The organism is Streptomyces changanensis, from assembly GCF_024600715.1.
In the GTDB taxonomy this organism is placed as follows: Bacteria; Actinomycetota; Actinomycetes; order Streptomycetales; family Streptomycetaceae; genus Streptomyces; species Streptomyces changanensis.
In genome coordinates this window covers 4,799,109-4,817,865 of sequence record NZ_CP102332.1, presented here as the reverse complement: position 1 = coordinate 4,817,865, position 18,757 = coordinate 4,799,109, and the positions used below count along the sequence as shown (strand labels likewise).

Annotated in this window: 15 protein-coding genes; 3 read left to right on the top strand and 12 right to left on the bottom strand. The window is 74.8% G+C overall.

Annotated features, from left to right (window positions below):
- Nucleotides 1–57: 57 nt before the first annotated feature.
- Nucleotides 58–2,496, bottom strand: coding sequence for a polysaccharide lyase 8 family protein (locus tag NRO40_RS21400; RefSeq protein ID WP_079047066.1), 2,439 nt, complete (start codon nt 2,494–2,496; stop codon nt 58–60).
- Between the two features lie 256 nt (nt 2,497–2,752).
- On the opposite strand from NRO40_RS21400, the gene NRO40_RS21395 reads away from it, so the two are divergent.
- Together NRO40_RS21395 and NRO40_RS21390 are read left to right on the top strand one after the other, a co-directional pair.
- Nucleotides 2,753–3,361, top strand: a complete 609-nt coding sequence (locus NRO40_RS21395; RefSeq protein ID WP_058942278.1) for a YceI family protein — start codon at nt 2,753–2,755, stop codon at nt 3,359–3,361.
- Between the two features lie 427 nt (nt 3,362–3,788).
- Nucleotides 3,789–4,976, top strand: coding sequence for an acyltransferase family protein (locus tag NRO40_RS21390; protein ID WP_058942277.1), 1,188 nt, complete (start codon nt 3,789–3,791; stop codon nt 4,974–4,976).
- On the opposite strand, the gene NRO40_RS21385 is transcribed toward NRO40_RS21390, so the two are convergent.
- From NRO40_RS21385 to ureA, 7 genes are all read right to left on the bottom strand, one after another.
- Complete coding sequence (locus tag NRO40_RS21385) at nt 4,973–6,325, bottom strand: hypothetical protein (protein ID WP_058942276.1); 1,353 nt, start codon at nt 6,323–6,325, stop codon at nt 4,973–4,975. The two genes, NRO40_RS21390 and NRO40_RS21385, sit on opposite strands and share 4 nt — an antisense overlap.
- A gap of 47 nt (nt 6,326–6,372) precedes the next feature.
- Nucleotides 6,373–7,980: a citramalate synthase gene (gene cimA, locus NRO40_RS21380; RefSeq protein WP_058942275.1), complete on the bottom strand. Its 1,608-nt coding sequence runs from the start codon at nt 7,978–7,980 to the stop codon at nt 6,373–6,375.
- Nucleotides 7,981–8,567: 587 nt separating this feature from the next.
- A complete protein-coding gene (locus tag NRO40_RS21375; protein ID WP_198549339.1) occupies nt 8,568–9,113 on the bottom strand; it encodes a TetR/AcrR family transcriptional regulator in 546 nt (181 codons plus the stop codon).
- A gap of 71 nt (nt 9,114–9,184) precedes the next feature.
- Nucleotides 9,185–9,769 carry a hypothetical protein gene (locus NRO40_RS21370; RefSeq protein WP_058942274.1) on the bottom strand — a complete coding sequence of 195 codons (585 nt, stop codon included), beginning with the start codon at nt 9,767–9,769 and terminating at the stop codon, nt 9,185–9,187.
- A gap of 70 nt (nt 9,770–9,839) precedes the next feature.
- On the bottom strand, nt 9,840–10,853 hold the full coding sequence (locus NRO40_RS21365) for an agmatine deiminase family protein (RefSeq protein WP_058942273.1): 1,014 nt from the start codon (nt 10,851–10,853) through the stop codon (nt 9,840–9,842).
- Between the two features lie 11 nt (nt 10,854–10,864).
- Entirely contained in the window at nt 10,865–12,547 is a 1,683-nt protein-coding gene (locus NRO40_RS21360; protein WP_058942272.1) for an urease subunit alpha, read from the bottom strand.
- Complete coding sequence (gene ureA / locus NRO40_RS21355) at nt 12,547–13,248, bottom strand: urease subunit gamma (RefSeq protein ID WP_058942312.1); 702 nt, start codon at nt 13,246–13,248, stop codon at nt 12,547–12,549. Before ureA ends, NRO40_RS21360 begins: the two co-directional genes overlap by 1 nt.
- 178 nt (nt 13,249–13,426) lie before the next feature.
- On the opposite strand from ureA, the gene NRO40_RS21350 reads away from it, so the two are divergent.
- The gene (locus NRO40_RS21350; RefSeq protein WP_079047065.1) at nt 13,427–14,986 is read left to right on the top strand and encodes a cytosine permease; all 1,560 of its coding nucleotides are present in this window, start codon (nt 13,427–13,429) and stop codon (nt 14,984–14,986) included.
- Nucleotides 14,987–15,086: 100 nt separating this feature from the next.
- Here the strand turns inward: NRO40_RS21350 and NRO40_RS21345 are convergent, their stop codons facing one another.
- From NRO40_RS21345 to NRO40_RS21330, 4 genes are all read right to left on the bottom strand, one after another.
- Entirely contained in the window at nt 15,087–16,178 is a 1,092-nt protein-coding gene (locus tag NRO40_RS21345; RefSeq protein ID WP_058942271.1) for a branched-chain amino acid aminotransferase, read from the bottom strand.
- A gap of 256 nt (nt 16,179–16,434) precedes the next feature.
- On the bottom strand, nt 16,435–17,478 hold the full coding sequence (locus NRO40_RS21340; RefSeq protein ID WP_058942270.1) for a 3-isopropylmalate dehydrogenase: 1,044 nt from the start codon (nt 17,476–17,478) through the stop codon (nt 16,435–16,437).
- 89 nt (nt 17,479–17,567) lie between these two features.
- On the bottom strand, nt 17,568–17,705 hold the full coding sequence (locus NRO40_RS21335) for a hypothetical protein (RefSeq protein ID WP_107115094.1): 138 nt from the start codon (nt 17,703–17,705) through the stop codon (nt 17,568–17,570).
- A gap of 222 nt (nt 17,706–17,927) precedes the next feature.
- Nucleotides 17,928–18,476, bottom strand: a complete 549-nt coding sequence (locus NRO40_RS21330; protein WP_058942269.1) for a GNAT family N-acetyltransferase — start codon at nt 18,474–18,476, stop codon at nt 17,928–17,930.
- Nucleotides 18,477–18,757 lie beyond the last annotated feature (281 nt).

Below are 18,757 nucleotides of genomic sequence, written 5' to 3'. Positions count from 1 at the left end.
CCTTGTGGGGTTCCCACAAGGGGTCCACGCGGGGGTCGGGCGGGGTGCCTGCCGTCGTCAGTACGGCACCACTGTGCAGCGGTGCGGGGCGCACGCGGTACCGGGGGTGACGCGGAGCCGGAGGGACGGTCCGGCGGAGAGTACCTCGACGGACGGGTCGCGGGTGAGGACGCGGCGTACCGGGTGGTGCCAGACGACCTCCAGGGGGCGCCCGGTGCGGGGCGGTTCGGCGACGTGCAGGGTGGCGGTGCGGCCGCGGCGCCGCAGCAGGAGGCTCGCCGGCGCGGTGGTGGTGAGCGGGCCGGCGGTGCCCGGCTGCCAGAAGGCGGCGAAGGTGAGCCCCAGGGACGGGATGCGGGCGGCCTGCCGGGCCGCGGTGTTGTCGAGGACCTCCAGCCAGTGCGGATCCGCCGCGCGGGCGGCGACGGTCCGGCGGTCCGCTCCGGGCATCACCAGATAGGAGTACGCCCCGTCGGCGGGGTCCGTGCCGTGGTCGAGCCACAGGGTCTGGTACCGGCGGGTGCGGCGCTCGTCGGCGGAGGTGGCGTTGATGTCGCGCCAGGCGCCGGTGCGGTCCTCCCGCAGGGTGCGCAGGGCGACCGTGCCGCCGGGCAGCACCCAGCCGCCGTGCCCGTCGAGGTGGGCCCAGCGCGATCCCGTGGTGAGGCGGGCGGTGCCGGCCGCGCCGAGGTTGCGGTTGTCGACGACCGTCTCGACGGGGACGCCGTCCGCGCAGGCGATGCCGGCGCCGAGGCAGACGACGGCGTCGGCGGCGAAGAACCAGGACTTGCGCGCCTCCAGGGTGGAACCGAGTCCGCGCAGGTGCTGGCCGAGGGCGGCGAACTCGCCGTCGGTGACGCCCCCCACCCAGCGCGCGTCGGGCTTGGGCGCGCCCCATTCGCCGCCCTCCCGGTCGGCGAGCCGCCGGGTCGACACGGTGGTGCCGGGCAGCCGGTAGGGGTCGACGGTGGGCCAGAACCAGTCGGTGTACTGGCCGTCGCCGGCCGTGCCGGCGCCGGGCCCCCACCAGGAGAGCATCCCGGCGCCGGTGTGCCAGCCGCGCGGGTTCTCGCCGTTGCCGCACTCGTAGTGGGCGATCCGGTCCGAGGCCATGGCGACGCAGGCGGCCCACCCGGGGCGGTGGTGGACGGCGCGGTCCATGGCGGCGTACAGGGTGTGGCCGGTGGGCTCGGGGGCGGCGGGGACGGGCGAGGCGGCCACGGCGTGCAACCGGGCGAGGTCGGCGACCTCGAACCGCGGGGCGGTCAGGACGGGGCTGACGGTGTCGCGGGCGATCCAGCCCTTGACGAGGGCGTGCCAGCGCTCGCGCCGGCCGGGGTCCGCCCCCTCGGCGAGGAGCGCGATCGCCGCGATGACGCCCTGGCCGTGGTAGTGGTCGCCGCGCAGGATGCGGCCCGGGTCGTCGCGGAGGATGCCGCGGCTGGTCGCGCGGCCGCTCACGGCGTCCATCATCAGGCCGTTGCGGATCAGGGGCGCGTACGCGCGCTCCACGCCGTCCAGGACGTTCACCCGCGCCGGGTCGACCACCTCCCAGGGGGAGCCGGCGAGGAGGGCGAAGAGACACGCGAGCCCGTCGAGCAGGACCTGCCCGTAGGTGCCGGTGTACGGGACCCAGGTGTGCTGGACGAAGCTGCCGTCGGCGTACAGGCCGTCGCCCCGGGTGACGTGGGGGAAGACGGGCGAGAGGGCGTCGCGGGCGAGGGCGACGCGGTCGGCCCGGCGGCCGAGGACGCCGCTCAGGGCGGCGGCGCGGCAGAGGTCGACCCGGTTGGCGCCGGTCGAGGTGCCGCCGTAGTGGAGGAGGGCGCTGTCGGGGACGAAGTGGTCGACGGCGGCACAGGCGGTCCGGACGCGGTCCTCGCCGAGCCGGTCGTGGAGGGCGGCGACGGTGTCGAGGAGGGGGCGGGGGCTGCCGATCTGCCACTCCCACCAGTTGCCGTAGCGGGCGGTGCCCGGGTGGTAGACGCGGGCGGCGACGTGGTCGAGGCCGGTGCGGACGGCGTCGAGGAGGGCGGGGTCGCCGGTGCGGCCGGTGCCGGGCCGGACGTACGCCTGGGCCATGGTCCACAGGCAGCGGTAGGAGTGCGTGATGCCGGACGGCGGGTCGAAGGGGTGGCCGGGCCACAGGGAGGTGGGGGCGGGGGCCATCGCGGCCTCGTACCGGCCGGCGAGCGCGCCGGTCTCGGCGAGGCGGGTGGCGTAGGGCTCGGCGGCGGGGTCGTGGCCGGTGCCGAGCCGGAGGGCGAGCCAGCGCAGGCGCAGCGCGTCGAAGTCCCGGACGGACGGGGCGACTTCGCCGGGTCCGGGGGCGCGGGGGGCGGCGCCGGTGATGGCGGCCGTGCCCACGTCGCGCCGGGCGCCGGTCGGGGCCGGGGCGGCGGGGGTGGCGGTGGTGGCGGTGGTGGCGAGGGCCGCGGTGGTGGCCGCGGCGGTGAGGAAGGTACGTCGAGAGGGGTCGGGGGCGTGCTGCGGCACGGGGCGCCTCCCGGGGCGTCGGCGGGGGGGGTGGGCCGGGTCGGGGCGGGTCGGGGCGGGCGAGCGGGCGGTGGTGGCGCACGCGGTACGGAGGGATGCTGCCCGGCCCCGGGAGCGGCCGATCCACCGGAACGAAGGAACGGAGGACGGAGGATGGAGGACGGAGGAACGAAGTGGTTGAACTTTGAACCAGATGCGTCTACAGTCGAGGTAGTTCAACGTTCAACGAACGTGACCACCCGCGAAGGAGTACGTCATGGGCCTGTTCAGCCGCACCTCCAACACCGCCACCGCCACCCGTACCGGCACCGCCGTCGACCCCGCGCTCGCCGCGCTGACCGGCACGTACACGATCGACCCGGCGCACAGCACGCTCGGCTTCACCGCGCGCCACGCCATGGTCACCAACGTCCGCGGCGCCTTCGCCGACCACGAGGGCAGCCTGGTGCTGGACGGGTCGGACCCGTCCGCCTCGTCGGCCTCGATCGACGTCCGGATCGCGTCCGTCGACACCGGCAACGCCGACCGCGACGCACACCTGCGCGGTGCCGACTTCTTCGACGCCGAGGCGTTCCCGCTGATGACCTTCCGCTCGACCGCCGCCGAGGCGCTCGGCGGCGACGACTACCGGATCACCGGTGACCTCACCATCAAGGGCGTGACCCGGCAGGTCGCCATCGACCTGGAGTTCAACGGCGCCGCGAAGGACCCGTTCGGCAACGAGCGCGTCGGCTTCGAGGGCAAGGCCGAGATCCTGCGCTCCGACTGGGGCCTGACGTGGAACGCGGCGCTGGAGACCGGCGGCGTCCTCGTCAGCGACAAGATCAAGCTGACCTTCGAGATCTCCGCGATCCGCACGGCCTGACCCTCCGCCTGCCCCTCCCCTCCCTCTCATCCCACAGCGCCCGCCCACCGCCACCCGGCGGCAGAGGTGGGCGCTGGGCGTGGCGCCCCCGGCCCGCCGGACGATCCCGATCCCCCGATCGATCCCGGCCCGCCGGACGCTTCCCCTCCGCCCGACGGTCCTGACCCGCCGGACGGTCCCGGTCCGCCGGGGGTGCGCCACCCGCCACCCGCCGCCCGCCGCCCCGCGGGCCACCGCCGCCCCAGCGCCGGGCCATCGGGCCACCCCGCCCGCCGGGGCGCGGCGCCCCGGTGCCGGCGTCCCGCTCGACGTACGGGCCGTCGTGCCGGGCGCCGCGCGGGCCACCGCCCCAGCCGGGCCGCCGGGCCGCCGGGCGGCCGCCCCACGGCCGCCCCGCCCGCCGGGGTACGGCGCCCATAATCGCGGGATGCGACGCACCACCCGCCCGGACCACCGCCCCGTCGTCGCGGGCCCGTCCGGCAGAGACCGCCTCCCCTCGCTGACGGGCCTGCGCTTCTGGGCCGCCCTCGTGGTGGTCCTGTACCACCTGTCGCGCCAGGTCGGCGAGGTCCCGTGGGTCAGCGCGGCCACCTGGTACGGGCGCAGCGGGGTCACGTTCTTCTTCGTCCTGTCCGGCTTCGTCCTGGCGTGGACGTACGACGGGCGGCGCGTGCCGGTCAAGGTCTTCCTGTGGCGGCGCTTCGCCCGGATCTGGCCGCTGCTCGCCGTGACGACGGCGCTGTCCGTGGTGGCGTACGCGGTCCTCGGCACCGAGGTGTCCGTACGGGCCGTCGCCGCGACGCTGCTCCTCGCCAACGCCTGGCTGCCTGACCCCGTTCTGCTGCGGGGCGGCAACCCGGCCGCCTGGTCGCTGGGCGACGAGGCGTGGTTCTACCTGCTGTTCCCGCTGCTGACGGCGGTGCCGTGGATGCGGTCGGCGCGCGGCCGCCTCGGCGTCGCGGTCGCCGTGTGCGCGGCCCTGCCGGCCGTGTGGCTGTGCGGCGCGGTGATCGCCGACCCGGTCGTACGGTCGTGGGCGCTCGGGTACTTCCCGGTGACCCGCACCCCGCAGTTCCTCCTGGGCGTCGTGGCCGGACTCGCCGTGGCGCGCGGCTGGCGGCCGCCGCTCCGGCCGGGCGCGGCCGTCGCACTGGTCGCGGCGTGGCACCTGGCGCTCGTCCCCTGGTCCCAGGCGGTGCCGGAGGCGCTCTGGTACGGCCCGTACCAGGCGTCGCAGTTGCTCTCCGCCCCGCTGTTCGCGCTGCTCGTGGCCGCCGCCGCGCACGCGGACCTGCACGGCCGCCGGACGGGCCTGGCCGGCCCCCGGTCGATCCGTCTGGGGCACTGGTCGTTCGCCTGGTACCTGGTCCACGAGATCGTGATCCGCCTGTGGACCGGCGCGCACGGCCGCCCCGTCGGCCTCGTGGCCACGGCGCAGGTCTGGTTGCTGGTCATCGCCGCGAGCCTGGCCCTGTCGGCCGCCGCGTACCACTGGGTGGAGCACCCCTTGGAGCGCCGCCTCCGCGGCGCGGGCCCACGACCCGCCCCGGCGGCCGCGGATCTCGGGGCCGCGCGCTCCGGAGCCGGACGCGGAGCCGCTACGGGGGCCGGCTAGAACCCGCCGCCGAAGTCTCCGCCGCCGCCGAACCCGCCACCGACGTCACCGCCGCCCCCGCCGAAGCCGCCGCCGAAGTCGGACGGGTTGTAGTCGGCGCCCGAGAAGTCGCCGCCGGCGAAGGAGTCGTACGCGCCGCCGCCGTACTCGCCCGCGTACGCCGGGGTCGCCAGGGTGGTGCCGAGCATCGTGCCGACGAGGAGGCCCGGGAGGAGGGCGCCGCCGTAGTAGCCGCCCGCCCAGGGGCCGTACGCCGGGCCCGCCTCCCAGTACGGGCGGGGGCCGTGTTCGGTGGCGACCTGGCGGGACTGCGGGTCCTGGCCCGCCTTGACAAGGGACTCGTCCGCCGCGCAGACCGGGACCTCTCGGGGGGTGCCGCCGTGCGGGGCCCACGGGAGGTCCGTCACGGACGGGCCGTGGCGCGGATCGAAGAAGCACGGTGCCCGCCGCTCGGGAAGCGGGCGGCCCTCACGGCGGGCGGCGAGGACGGCCAGCGCGAACCGGCCGTCCGCGAGGGCCTCGGTCACGCCCCGGACGTCGTGGGGGTGACGGGCCCGGGCCATGAGCTGCTTCGCCCGGTCGTAGGCGTCCAGCGCGCGTTCGTAGTCGGAGCGCATCGCGTCGTCGGCGGACGGCTCCGCCGGGTGGAAGTCGAGGCGGTCCAGTTCCTCGCCGTAGGCGGTGATGTCCTCGTCGACGACGACGCGGAGCTTCTCCAGCGCCTTCCGCTCCTCGGCCCGCTTGCGGGTACGGGTGCGGACGGTCGTCAGCGACACGGCCGCCACCGCCGCGGCGAGCAGCACGCCGATCGTGATGAGGCCGCCGACGGGTGCGCCGTCACCCGGCACGCCCTCCCACGAGGACGGCGCCGAGCCGCGCGCCTGCGGCAGGGCCTGGTCGACGAAGGCGTTCAGCTCCGTCGTCGCGTCCACGCCCGGCCCGCGGACCGCCGAGACGAGGTTCTCCACGGCCTGCGGGGCGAGGACGGCACGGTCGGCGCCCGCGTCGAAGGCGTCGCCGAGGCGGACGGCGTACACGCCCGTCACCCCGGTCAGGGTGCGCAGGTCGCGCAGGAGCGTCTCCTCCGGGAACTCCGGCGTGTCCGGCAGGACCGCCACCATCAGTGGCTTGTCCGCGGCGATGATCTTGCGCTCCAGCGCCTCGGCGGCCGGCGCCGGCAGCTGATCGGCCGCCGCGGGGTGCACGTACACGGGGCCCTGGCGCAGGGCGTCCGCCGCCGCGCGCACTCCGTCGGACGCCTTGCCGGAGGCAGCGGGGGCCATGGCCAGGAGGAGCAGGAGCACCAGGCCCGCCACGGCCGACACGAGGGAAAGGGGGTTTCTCCTCATATCATCGACGCTACCCCATAGGGGGTGTTTTGTGTCCCCCGTTCGGCCTACTTCTGCGTCGGCCTCACGCCCGCCTTCAGCAGTCCGTACGTGTACGCGTCCACGAGCGCCTGCCACGACGCCTCGATCACGTTCTCCCCGACGCCGACCGTCGACCACTCGGCGTCGCCGTCACTGGTGGTGATCAGGACGCGGGTGGTGGACTCGGTGCCGTGGCGGCCCTCCAGGATGCGGACCTTGTAGTCGACCAGTTCGAACTTGGCCATCCGCGGGTGGATCCGCTCCAGGGCGACGAGCAGCGCCCGGTCCAGGGCGTTGACCGGGCCGTTGCCCTCGGCGGTGGCGACGATCCGCTCGCCGTCCGCCCACACCTTCACCGTCGCCTCGTTGGCGTGGGTGCCGTCGGGGCGGTCCTCGACGATCGCCCGCCACGACTCGGTGCGGAAGTAACGCAGCGGGCGGCCCTCGACCTCCTCGCGCAGGAGCAGCTCGAAGGAGGCGTCCGCCGCCTCGTACGTGTAACCGCGCAGCTCCCGCTCCTTGACGCGGTCGACGACGCGGCCGACGAGCTCGCGGTCGTCGCCGAGGTCGACGCCCAGCTCCTTGCCCTTGAGCTCGATCGACGCGCGGCCGGCCATGTCGGAGACCAGCATCCGCATGGTGTTGCCGACGCGCTCGGGGTCGATGTGCTGGTACAGGTCGGGGTCGACCTTGATGGCGGAGGCGTGCAGGCCCGCCTTGTGCGCGAACGCCGAGACGCCGACGTACGGCTGGTGGGTGGAGGGGGTCAGGTTGACGACCTCGGCGATGGCGTGGGAGATCCGCGTCATCTCGGCGAGGGAGCCCTCGGGCAGGACCCGGCGGTCGTACTTGAGCTCCAGCGCGGCGACGACCGGGAAGAGGTTGGCGTTGCCGACGCGCTCGCCGTAGCCGTTGGCGGTGCACTGGACGTGGGTGGCGCCGCCGTCGACCGCGGCGAGGGTGTTGGCGACGGCGCAGCCGGTGTCGTCCTGGGCGTGGATGCCGAGGCGGGCGCCGGTGTCGGCGAGGACGTCGGAGACGACGGTCCGCACCTGGGGCGGGAGCATGCCGCCGTTGGTGTCGCACAGGACGACGACGTCGGCGCCGGCCTCGTGCGCGGCGCGGACGACGGCCTTGGCGTACTGGGGGTTGGCCGTGTAGCCGTCGAAGAAGTGCTCGCAGTCGACGAAGACGCGGCGGCCCTGCTCGCGCAGGTGGGCGACGGTGTCGCGGACCATGGCGAGGTTCTCGTCCAGGGTGGTGCGCAGGGCGAGCTCCACGTGGCGGTCGTGGGACTTGGCGACCAGGGTGATCACCGGGGCGCCGGAGGCGAGGAGCGCCTTGACCTGCGGGTCGTCGGCGGCCTGGATGCCGGCGCGGCGGGTGGCGCCGAAGGCGACGAGCCGGGCGTGCCGGAAGTCGATCTCGGCGCGCGCGCGGGCGAAGAACTCCGTGTCCCGCGGGTTGGCGCCGGGCCAGCCGCCCTCGATGAAGCCCACGCCGAAGTCGTCCAGGTGCCGGGCGATGGTCAGCTTGTCGGCGACGGTGAGGTTGATGCCCTCGCGCTGGGCTCCGTCGCGCAGGGTCGTGTCGAAGACGTGGAAGCCGTCGTCGGCGGGCTGATCCGTGGTCATGGCTGTCCTGCTCCTGTGGGATGTGGCTCCTGTGCGGTCCCCCGCTCCGGTGGGGGTCCGCCCGCTCCGGTGGAGCCGGGGGCCGGGGGGAGGAATGGCTGGATCCACTTGCCCCCATTCTCGCGCGCCCTCGTCGGGCCCGTGGGTGGGGCCCGGAAAACGAAAAGACCCCTCGCGGGTAGCGAGAGGTCTGCGCGCGGGTCTGGGACACGGTGTCCGCTGCCGCGACGGAGTGCTGTCGGGGGTTCAGCGGTCACTGCGGACCGGCGCGCTGCTGCCGATAATCATCGGGTTCGCGAGCATGGCGGCAGTGTGCCACACGGCAGTCGGTCCGTGGGCACGGGTCTCACCATGCGGGCAGGGACGCGCGGGGCACGGGTGCGGCGGGACCGACTTGGGCGCAGCCGGCCGGTCGTCGGACGGTCCCGGTCCTGGCCCTGGCCCTGGTCCTGGTGTGGTCGTGGTCCTGGTCGTCGTCGTCGGACGGTGGTGATCGTGGCCGGGGGGGCGTCGGGGCGGTGTCCCGGCGTTCCCGTCACCCCCGCGTCACCACCGTCACCCCGTCACCCCGTCATCCCGTCATCCCGTCATCCCGTCAGCAGGGAGTCCGTGAGGTGTTCGCGCACGTGGGCGAGGACCTGCTCCCGGCCGGTGCCCGGTATGTCCACCGCCACGTGGACGCTGAACCCGTCGAGCAGGGCGCGCAGCCGGGTCGCGTACCGGTCGGGGTCGACGGGGCGGACCTCGCCGCGCGAGATGCCCTCGGCGAGGAGGGCGACCAGGTCCCGGTGCCAGGCGCCCTCGATGGCGGCCTGCCGCTCGCGCGCCTCGGCGTCGGCGTTCTGCGAGCGGTTCCACACCTCCAGCCACAGGGTCCAGTGCGGGTCGCGCGGCCCGTCGGGGACGTACAGCTCGACGTAGGCGGCGAGTCGCTCGGCGACAGGGAGGTGGTGGCGGGAGAGGAGCGCGCTGCGCTCGGCGCCGAGGCGGCCCTCGCTCCACTCCAGCGTCCGCAGCAGCAGTTCGTCCTTGGTGCGGAAGTAGTAGAGGAGGTGGCCGCTGCTCATGCCGACGTCCCGGCCGAGCCCGGCCATCGTCAGGCCCTCCAGGCCGCGTTCGGCGATGGTCGCCATCGCGGCCGCCAGCACCTCCTCGCGGGGCGGGGCGGTGTTGCGTCGGCGGGCGGCCCGGGCGTTGGCGTCGTTCACCCGTCCGTTGTACCCGATGCCCGGCCGGCCTCCGCCATCCGCTCCCGCAGCGCGGCCACATCCCGGGCGGAGGTCGCCGGGGGCTCGGCGAGGTCGGCGAGCACGGTGGCGGGCTCGACGCCGAGCACCTCCGCCACCACGGCCGCCACCTGGTCGGAAGGCAGCGTCTCGGAGAGCAGGGCGAGGACGGCGGGGTGGTCCTCGTCGCCCCAGCCGTCGGCCACGACGTCGCGCAGCCGGACGACCGCGTCGACCGCGGCGGGCGGCAGCCGCGTCCAGGCGCGGCAGCGTTCCACCTCGTCCGCCACCTCGGCCATGAACCAGCGCACGACCTCGTACGGCACGTGCCGGTGCCGGCCGGTGGCGTCGAGGCAGAGCGACGGCTCGCGTCGCGGATCCTTGTCGGGGATCACCGCGGTGAGCAGCCGCCGTTCGTCCCCGTGGTCCAGCTCCAGGTGCCAGGCGTCCTCGGAGAGCACGTAGATGCGGGTGATGCCGTAGTCGGAGGGCGGGGCGAGGCCGGAGGGCGGGGCGAGGCCGGGGGGCGGGGCGGGGGATGAGTGCGGGGCGGGGTCGGTCATGGGCGCAGCGTGTCAGCCGCGACCCGTCCTGACCAGCGCTTTTCCCGGCCCTCCGGCGGCGCCTGGCGGTTCAGACCTTCGGCTGCTGCTGGGTGATGCAGTGGATGCCGCCCCCGCCGGCGAAGATCGTGCGGGCGTCGACCAGGGTGACGGTGCGGTCGGGGAACAAGCGGCGGAAGATGCCGGCGGCGAGCTCGTCGCGCGGGTCGTCGAAGGCGCACAGGACGACGCCGCCGTTGCAGAGGTAGTGGTTGATGTAGGAGTGGTCGACCCACTCGCCGTCCTCCTGCAGGACGGTCGGGGCCGGCACCTCGACGACCTCCAGGCGGCGGCCCCGGGCGTCGGTCTGCCGGCGCAGCAGCTCGACGTTGGCCTTGCACGGCTCGTGGTCGGGGTGGGCCGGGTCGGGTTGGGTGTGGACGACCACGACACCGGGGCGGGCGAAGGCGGCGACGATGTCGACGTGGCCGCGCGTGCCGTACGTGCCGTAGTCGCCGGTGAGGCCGCGCGGCAGCCAGATGGCCTTGCGGGTGCCGAGCCGGGCGTGGATCTCGGCCTCGACCTCGGCGCGCGTCCAGCCGGGGTTGCGCTCGGGGCCGAGCTGGACGGTGTCCGTGAGCAGGACGGTTCCCTCGCCGTCGACGTGGACGGCACCGCCCTCGTTGACCAGGGGGCTGCTGTGCACGGGGACGCCGGCGAGGTCCGCGACGTGCCGGGCGATCTTCGCGTCGTGTTCCCAGCGCGCCCAGTCGGCCTGGCCCCAGCCGTTGAACACCCAGTCCACGGCGGCCAGCCGGGTGCCGTCGGTGACGAACGTCGGTCCGATGTCCCGCATCCAGGCGTCGTCCAGGTCGCGTTCCACGAGGTCGACGCCGTCGCCGAGGAGGTCGCGGGCACCGGGGGCGTCGCCGGGGGCGACGACCATGGTCACCGGTTCGAAGCGACGTACGGCGCGGGCGACGGCCGCCCAGGCGGCGCGGGCCTCGGTCAGCTCCTCCGGAGTGGTGAAGGTGGGGTTGGCGGTGGGCCACGCCATCCAGGTGCGCTCGTGGGGCGCCCACTCGGGGGGCATGCGGAAGGTCATGGGGGTGGTCCTCAGAGGAAGTAGAGGCGGTTGAGGGAGACGGAGTCGGCGGGCTCGGAGCGGACCGGCTCTCCGTCGAGGGTGACGAGGCCGGTGCGGCCGTCCACGGACACCTCGCCGATGCGGGAGTTGAGGAGCAGGTCGCTGGGGCCGATGCCGCGGGTGCCGCGGACGGCGACGCGGCGCCGGCGGGTGGGCATCCGGTCGTCGCCGAGCTGGGCGGCGGCGCCGGAGACGAAGGCGACGGAGATGTCCGCGGCCGTCGCCCCGTGCGCGCCGAACTGCGGGCCGAGGACGAGGGGTTCGCAGGTGTCGGTGGCGGCGTTCGGGTCGCCGACGACCCCGTACGCGGGGAAGCCCGACTTCAGGACGAGCTGCGGCTTGGCGCCGAAGAACTCCGGCCGCCACAGCACGACGTCGGCCAGCTTGCCGACCTCGATCGAGCCGACCTCGTGCGCGAGGCCGTGGGCGATGGCCGGGTTGATGGTCAGCTTGGCCATGTACCGCAGGACGCGTGCGTTGTCGTCGCCGTCGCCGTCGCCGTCCAGCGGGCCCAGCTCGGCCTTCATCTTCCCGGCCATGGCGAAGGTCCGCCGGACCGTCTCACCGGCCCGGCCCATGCCCTGGGCGTCGGACGAGGTGATGCCGATGGCACCGAGGTCGTGCAGGACGTCCTCGGCGCCCATGGTGCCCGCCCTGATCCGGTCACGGGCCATGGCGGCGTCGCCGGGCAGGTCGGTCTTCAGGTCGTGGACGGAGACGATCATCCCGTAGTGCTCGGCGACCGCGTCGCGCCCGAAGGGCAGAGTGGGGTTGGTGGAGGAGCCGATGACGTTCGGGACGCCCGCCATCTTCAGGACGTTGGGGACGTGACCACCGCCGCAGCCCTCGATGTGGAAGGCGTGGATGGTCCGGCCCTCCAGCACCCTGAGGGTGTCCTCGACGGACAGGCACTCGTTGAGGCCGTCGCTGTGGAGGGCGACCTGGACGTCGTGGTCCTCGGCGACGCGCAGCGCGGTGTCGAGGGCGCGGGTGTGGGCGCCCATGTCCTCGTGGACCTTGAAGCCGGAGGCGCCGCCCTCGGCGAGGGCCTCCACGAGGGGCGCGGCGTCGGAGGAGGAGCCGCGCGCCAGGAAGCCGATGTTCACCGGCCAGGCGTCGAAGGCGTTGAAGGCGTGGCGCAGGGCCCAGGGCGAGTTGACGCCGACGCCCCAGACCGGGCCGAACTCCTGGCCGATGATCGTGGTGACGCCGGAGGCGAGCGAGGCCTCCATGATGCGGGGCGAGAGCAGGTGGACGTGGGTGTCGACGGCGCCGGCCGTGGCGATCAGGCCCTCGCCGGAGACGATGGACGTGCCGGTGCCGACGACGACGTCGACGCCGTCGAGGGTGTCGGGGTTGCCGGCGCGGCCGATGGCGTGGATGCGGCCCTCGCGGATGCCGATCGACACCTTGCGGATGCCCTGGACGGCGTCGATCACCAGGACGTTGCTGATGACGACGTCGCAGGTGTCGCGGACGGCGGCGGCCTTCAGGTGCAGTCCGTCGCGGGCCGTCTTGCCGAAGCCGGCGAGGAACTCGTCGCCGGGCTTCTGCGCGTCCGACTCGACGCGGACCGTGAGGCCCGAGTCCCCGAGGCGGACGCGGTCACCCGCGCGGGGTCCGTGCACCGAGGCGTACTCGTAGGGGTCCATCAGGCGTTCTCCTCCGCTTCGTCTCCGGCGCCGAGGTAGCCGCAGGCGGCGGCCCTGCGCAGCGCCTCCTCGCGGGCGCCGGGCGCGTCCAGGGGTCCGTCGACCAGGCCGGCGAAGCCGATCGCCGTGCGCTCGCCGCCGATCGGCACGAGCCCGACCTCGGCCTCGCCGTCCGGGGCGAAGCGCACCGAGGAGCCGGCCGGGACGCACAGCCGCATGCCGTACGCCGCCGCGCGGTCGAACCGCAGCCGCGGGTTGGCCTCGAAGAAGTGGAAGTGCGAGGTGACGCTGACGGGGACGGCGGCGGTGTTGCGGACGGTGATCCGCACCTCGGGGGCGGGTTCGGGGTAGCCGGGGCCCGGCAGCAGGGCGCCCGGGGCGTCCTCGCCGGCGAACGGGCCGCCGATCGGGTCGGCGACCACGGCCAGGCGGGAGCCGTCGTCGAAGACGGCCTCCACGTGGACCTCGGTGACCACGTCGGCGACGCCGGGCAGCACGTCGTCCGGGCCGAGGACGGAGCGGGCCGCGGCGATGGCCTCGGCGAGGCGCCGGCCGTCCCGGGCCGCCTCGCAGACCGTGTCGGCGATGAGCGCGGTCGCCTCGGGGACGTTGAGCCGCAGTCCACGGGCGCGGCGGGCACGGGCGAGTTCGGCGGCGCCGAAGAGCAGCAGCCGGTCGCGTTCCGTGGGGGTCAGTCGCACGTCGTTCACACCTCCTGGCGTGCACGGGGGGTCCAGAGCTTCACTGGTTTAGAGCTTCACTCTAACCATGAGAGCCCAGGAGCGAAAGGATTGACGGCTCCGAAGGGGATACGCCACATTGAGCGTCACTCTAAAGCGCGACGGGACCCGACGGCTCGACCGGAACACAGGAGGCCCCATGCCGATCGAACAGCACGGCGTCGACACCATCCCCGAGGAGGACAGGACCAGCGGGCCGCGTGATCTGGTCGCGATCCTGCTGGGCTCCAACCTCTGCCTGGGGGTGATCGTCTTCGGCTGGCTCCCGGTCTCCTTCGGCCTCGGCCTGTGGCCGGCCGTCACCTCCGTGGTCGCCGGGACGGTCCTCGGCGTCCTCGTGACGGCGCCGCTCGCGCTGGTCTCCCTGCGCACCGCCACCAACCTCTCCACGTCGTCCGGCGCCTTCTTCGGCGTGCGCGGCCGGCTCGTCGGCTCGGTCGTGGGGCTGCTGCTGTCGCTCGGCTACACCGCCCTCACGCTGTGGATCGGCGGGGACGTGGCCCTCGGGGCGCTCGCGCGCCTGCTCGGCGTACCGTCGGGCGGCGGCGCGCACGCGGTGGTGTACGCGCTGCTCGCCGGATGCACGGTGCTCGCCGCGGTGTACGGCTACCGGTCGCTGCTGCGGCTGAGCCGGGTCCTGGCCGTCGGCATGACGGCGCTGCTGGCGCTGGGGCTGGTGGCGTACGCCGGCGACTTCACGGCCGCGGCGCCGCCGGACGTGCCGTACCTGCTCGGCTCCTTCGGGCCCACGTGGCTGCTCTCCGCCGTCGCGGCCGGACTGAGCGGCCCGATCGCGTTCATCACGCTGCTGGGCGACTACACGCGGTACGTCTCGCCGCGGCGGCACGGGGCCCGGACCGTGTGGTGGGCGACGTGCGCGGGGCTCTTCCTGGGGCTGCTGGTGCCGCAGCTGTTCGGCACGGTCACGGCGCTGGCCGCGCGGGCCGGCGCGGACTACGCCGGCCCGCTGGTGGCGGCCGCGCCCACGTGGTACCTGCTGCCGCTGCTTCTCGCGGCGGGCGCGGGGTCGGTGGGCAACGCCGGGCTGATGCTGTACTCGATGGGGCTCGACCTGGACGCGATCGTCCCCCGGGCGACCCGTACGACGGCCACGCTGGTGGTCGCCGTGGTGGCGGCGGCGTTCGTGTTCCTCGGGCACTTCGCGTGGGACGCGCGGTCGGCGATGACGTCGTTCGTGCTGCTGCTGACGGCGGTCGGGACGCCGTGGGCCGTCATCACGCTGCTCGGCCACGTCCGGTGCCGGGGCCGGTACGACGCGGAGGCCCTGCAGGTGCTGAACCGGCGGGCCCGGGGCGGCGCGTACTGGTTCCGCGCCGGATGGCACCCGGGGGCGACGGCCGCCTGGGCCCTGGGGGCGGCGGCGGGGCTGGCGGGCGTGTCCACCCCGGTGTACGAGGGGCCACTCCTGGCCCTGACCGGGGGCGTGGACTGCGGTTTCGTCCTGTCGGGCGCGGTCGGGGGCCTGGCGTACGCGGCGCTGACGCGGGGCGGAGGGCGGCGCACGCCTCCCGGGGCGCGGCGTACGCCTCCCGGGGCGGCCGGACCGGTCGCGGACCCGGCGGCTTCCGTACCGCTCGCGGGCGCCGCACCGGACGAGGACCCCGCGCGGGGAGCCGCGACGGACGCCGCGGCACCCGTACCGGACGGGGTGCCCGCGCCGGGGCCCGCGGGGATCTGACGGCAGCCCGGCGGTGGTGGCGGTGGCCCGGGCGACGGTGGCGTGGCGGCCCGGCCCCGACCGTACGGGGACGGGGACGGGGACGGGCCGCCGCCGCGGGTCAGACGACCCGGTGCGTCCAGCCGTGGGGGTCCGGCGCCGCGCCCGTCTGGATGTCGAGCAGGGCCTTGCGGAGCTCCAGCGTGACCGCGCCGGGCCGGCCGTCGCCCTGCGCCCAGTCGCCCTTCTCGGACTTGACCGTGCCGACCGGGGTGATGACGGCGGCCGTGCCGCAGGCGAAGACCTCGGTGAGCGTGCCGTCCTGCGCGTCGCGACGCCACTGGTCGGTGGAGATGCGGCCCTCCGCCGACTCGTATCCGAGGTCGCGGGCGACCCGGAGCAGGGAGTCACGGGTGATGCCCGCCAGCAGGGAGCCGGTCAGCTCGGGCGTGACGATCTTGTTCCCGTACACGAAGTACAGGTTCATGCCGCCCATCTCCTCGACCCACCGGTGCTCCAGCGCGTCGAGCCAGACGACCTGGTCGCAGCCCTTCGCCGCCGCCTCGGCCTGGGCGAGCAGGGACGCCGCGTAGTTGCCGCCCGTCTTGGCGAAGCCCATACCGCCGGGGACGGCGCGGACGTAGTTCTCCGACAGCCAGACGGAGACGGGCTTGACGCCGCCGGGGAAGTACGCGCCCGCCGGCGAGGCGATGACGAGGAAGAGGTACTCGTTGGCCGGGCGGACGCCGAGCCCCACCTCGTTGGCGATCATGAAGGGGCGCAGGTAGAGGGACTCCTCGCCGCCGTGCGGCGGGACCCACGCCTCGTCCTGCCGGACCAGGGCGTCGCACGCGGCGACGAAGGTCTCCACGGGCAGCTCGGGCATGGCGAGGCGGCGCGCGGAGAGGCGGAAGCGCTCGGCGTTGGCCTCCGGGCGGAAGAGCGACACGGAGCCGTCGGGGCGGCGGTACGCCTTGAGCCCCTCGAAGATCTCCTGCGCGTAGTGCAGGGTCATGTTCGCCGGGTCGATGGAGAGCGGCGCGTACGGCGTGAGCTGGGCGTCGTGCCAGCCGCGTCCCTCGGTCCACTTGATCGTCACCATGTGGTCGGTGAAGTGGCGGCCGAAGCCGGGGCTGGCCAGGATCGCCTCGCGCTGCACGGCGGACAGCGGGTTCGAGGAGGGCTTGAGCTCGATCGTCGTTGGCGTCGTCATGAGTGCTTGTCCTTCACCGGTTGTGTGTGACGGACCGCGCTCACGCCGCTCCAGCCGCTGTCGCTGCTGCTGCTAGGACGTCCGAGCATCACCGCATGCCGCGGCCCCGCGTTCGATTATCGCTCGGGGGGCCGGGCCAGGGAAACGGGTGTGGCCGCGGTCCGGGGTTCGATGGTGGCACCCGGGGCGGCACAGGAGAAGCCGCCGGGTGCGGTGCGACCCGGCGGCTGCCTCTCACTGATGTGCAGTCGGCGGGTCAGTTCGCCACGCGTACCGCGAGCGCGTCGCCGATCTCGTCCGTGGTGCGGGCGGCGGCGCCGGTCCGTGCCGCGAGGTCGGCGGAGACCGCCTCCTCGATGCGGACGGCCTCGGCCTCGTGGCCGAGGTGGCGCAGGAGCAGCGCGACGGACAGGACCGTCGCGGTGGGGTCGGCCTTGCCCTGGCCCGCGATGTCGGGCGCGGAGCCGTGGACGGGCTCGAACATCGACGGGAAGTCACCGGCCGGGTTGATGTTGCCGGAGGCGGCCAGGCCGATGCCGCCGGTCACGGCGGCGGCGAGGTCGGTGAGGATGTCACCGAAGAGGTTGTCGGTGACGATCACGTCGAACCGCTCGGGCTGCGTGACGAAGAAGATCGTCGCCGCGTCCACGTGCAGGTAGTCGGTCGTGACCTCGGGGTACTCCTCGCCGACCCGGTCGAAGATCTTCTTCCACATGTGGCCGGCGTAGACGAGCACGTTGTTCTTGTGGACGAGGGTCAGCTTCTTGCGCGGGCGGGCGTTCGCCCGCTCGTAGGCGTCGCGGACGACGCGCTCGACGCCGTACGCGGTGTTGACGCTGACCTCGGTGGCGACCTCGGCGGGGGTGCCGGTGCGCAGGCTGCCGCCGTTGCCCGTGTACGGACCCTCGGTGCCCTCGCGCACGACGACGAAGTCGATGTCGGGGCGGCCGGCGAGCGGGGTCGCGGTGTTCGGGAAGAGCTTCGACGGACGCAGGTTGACGTAGTGGTCGAAGGCGAAGCGGAGCTTCAGCAGCAGGCCCCGCTCCAGGACGCCGGAGGGTACGGACGGGTCGCCGATCGCGCCGAGCAGGAGGGCGTCGTGGCCCTTGAGGGCCTCCAGCTCCGCGTCGGGGAGGGTCTCCCCGGTGCGGTGCCAGCGCCGGGCGCCGAGGTCGTACTCCTTGGTCTCCAGCTTCACGTCCTGCGGGAGGACGGCACGGAGGACCTTGAGTCCCTGGGCCACGACCTCCTGGCCGATGCCGTCACCGGGGATCACTGCGAGATTGATGCTGCGAGACATGGCGGCGACCCTACTCTTCGTCCCATTGCCTGACACGCGCCGTCCATCATGTGGACGGCGCGTGTCGGCGGCCGGGGGGCTCGGGCGGTTCAGTGGCCGGTGGAGCCGCCGTTGTCCCGGCGGTCCAGGGCGCGCTGGAGGGCGGCGGCGGCGTTCTTGCGGTCGGTGTCGGCGGGGCGCGCGGCGGCGTGGCGGCGGACGCGGCGGACGGTGGTGACTGCGCTCATGGTGCGACTCCTTCAGGGCAACGGCTGGGGAGGCGCCGGAAGGGGCGGGGAGCGCTGCCGCAGGGGTGGCCTGCCGGGGGCACCGCGCTCACGACCGCCGTTCGCTGATGGAGCGAGACGTTCGGCTCCTCCCAACGTAGGCGAGCGCGGCGCGACTGTCTCCACGAATACTCGGACTTCCTACTATCTGAGACGAGACGTGGGCCAAAGCACCACGTACCGTCACAGCACGTCGCCGTCGCGCCAGTCGAAGAGCAGCGGGCCGTCCTCCGGCGCGGGCAGCCGGCGCCCCGCGGCGGGCCGCAGGAAGGTGCTGCCCTCCTCGTCCGGCAGGTGGACCGTGCCGTGGGGGCCGTACCCCTCGACGGTCCCCCGCCACAGGTGCCAGCCGCGCGAGCGGTAGAGCAGGGCACCCTCGTCGGAGGCGGAGAGGGCGCCGAAGTCGTACGCGCGGTCCACGACCCCCTCCAGGGCCTCCATCACCCGGTGGCCGAGGCCCTGGCGGCGGCGGTCGTCCCGGACGCCGACGCCCTCGACGTAGCCGACGCGGTGGGCGCGCCCCGCGTGCACGACCCGGCGCATGACGACACTGCCGTGCGCGACGATCCGCCCGCCGGCGTCCTCGACGTAGGCGTGCACCCCGCCGAGGCCGTGCTCCCAGTCCTCGTCGGAGAAGTCGCCCTCGAAGAAGTCGTCGAGCGCGGCGCGCAGCAGCTGCCGCGTGGCGGGGGTCAACTCGTGGGTGTGGGCGGTGCGGAGGCGGTCACTCATACGGCCCACTGTGGCACCCGCCCGCGCCGGCGGGCCCGGCGCACCGCACGTTCGCGCCACCCGTCGCGCCCCTCACGCCCGTCACGCCCGTCATGCCCGTCACGTCCGCCGTATCGCCCGGTAGGGGCTGCTCGGGACCGCGCGGGGGCAGGTCGGGCCGGCCGGGGGGGCTGTTCGGGACCGGCGCGGGGGCCGGTCGGGCCGGCGGAGGGCTGCTCGGGACCGGCGTGGGGCCGGCGCGGGGCCGGCGCTCGGGGCCGGACGTGGGAACCGCCCCCGTC

Coding starts and splice junctions, on each gene's coding strand:
- NRO40_RS21335 (WP_107115094.1), bottom strand. CDS start 17,705: ATGAGCGCAGTCACCACCGTCCGCCGCGTCCGCCGCCACGCCGCCGCG.
- NRO40_RS21395 (WP_058942278.1), top strand. CDS start 2,753: ATGGGCCTGTTCAGCCGCACCTCCAACACCGCCACCGCCACCCGTACC.
- NRO40_RS21390 (WP_058942277.1), top strand. CDS start 3,789: ATGCGACGCACCACCCGCCCGGACCACCGCCCCGTCGTCGCGGGCCCG.
- NRO40_RS21365 (WP_058942273.1), bottom strand. CDS start 10,853: ATGACCTTCCGCATGCCCCCCGAGTGGGCGCCCCACGAGCGCACCTGG.
- NRO40_RS21370 (WP_058942274.1), bottom strand. CDS start 9,769: ATGACCGACCCCGCCCCGCACTCATCCCCCGCCCCGCCCCCCGGCCTC.
- NRO40_RS21340 (WP_058942270.1), bottom strand. CDS start 17,478: ATGTCTCGCAGCATCAATCTCGCAGTGATCCCCGGTGACGGCATCGGC.
- NRO40_RS21375 (WP_198549339.1), bottom strand. CDS start 9,113: ATGGCGACCATCGCCGAACGCGGCCTGGAGGGCCTGACGATGGCCGGG.
- NRO40_RS21330 (WP_058942269.1), bottom strand. CDS start 18,476: ATGAGTGACCGCCTCCGCACCGCCCACACCCACGAGTTGACCCCCGCC.
- NRO40_RS21345 (WP_058942271.1), bottom strand. CDS start 16,178: ATGACGACGCCAACGACGATCGAGCTCAAGCCCTCCTCGAACCCGCTG.
- NRO40_RS21360 (WP_058942272.1), bottom strand. CDS start 12,547: ATGGACCCCTACGAGTACGCCTCGGTGCACGGACCCCGCGCGGGTGAC.
- NRO40_RS21385 (WP_058942276.1), bottom strand. CDS start 6,325: ATGAGGAGAAACCCCCTTTCCCTCGTGTCGGCCGTGGCGGGCCTGGTG.
- cimA (WP_058942275.1), bottom strand. CDS start 7,980: ATGACCACGGATCAGCCCGCCGACGACGGCTTCCACGTCTTCGACACG.
- NRO40_RS21350 (WP_079047065.1), top strand. CDS start 13,427: ATGCCGATCGAACAGCACGGCGTCGACACCATCCCCGAGGAGGACAGG.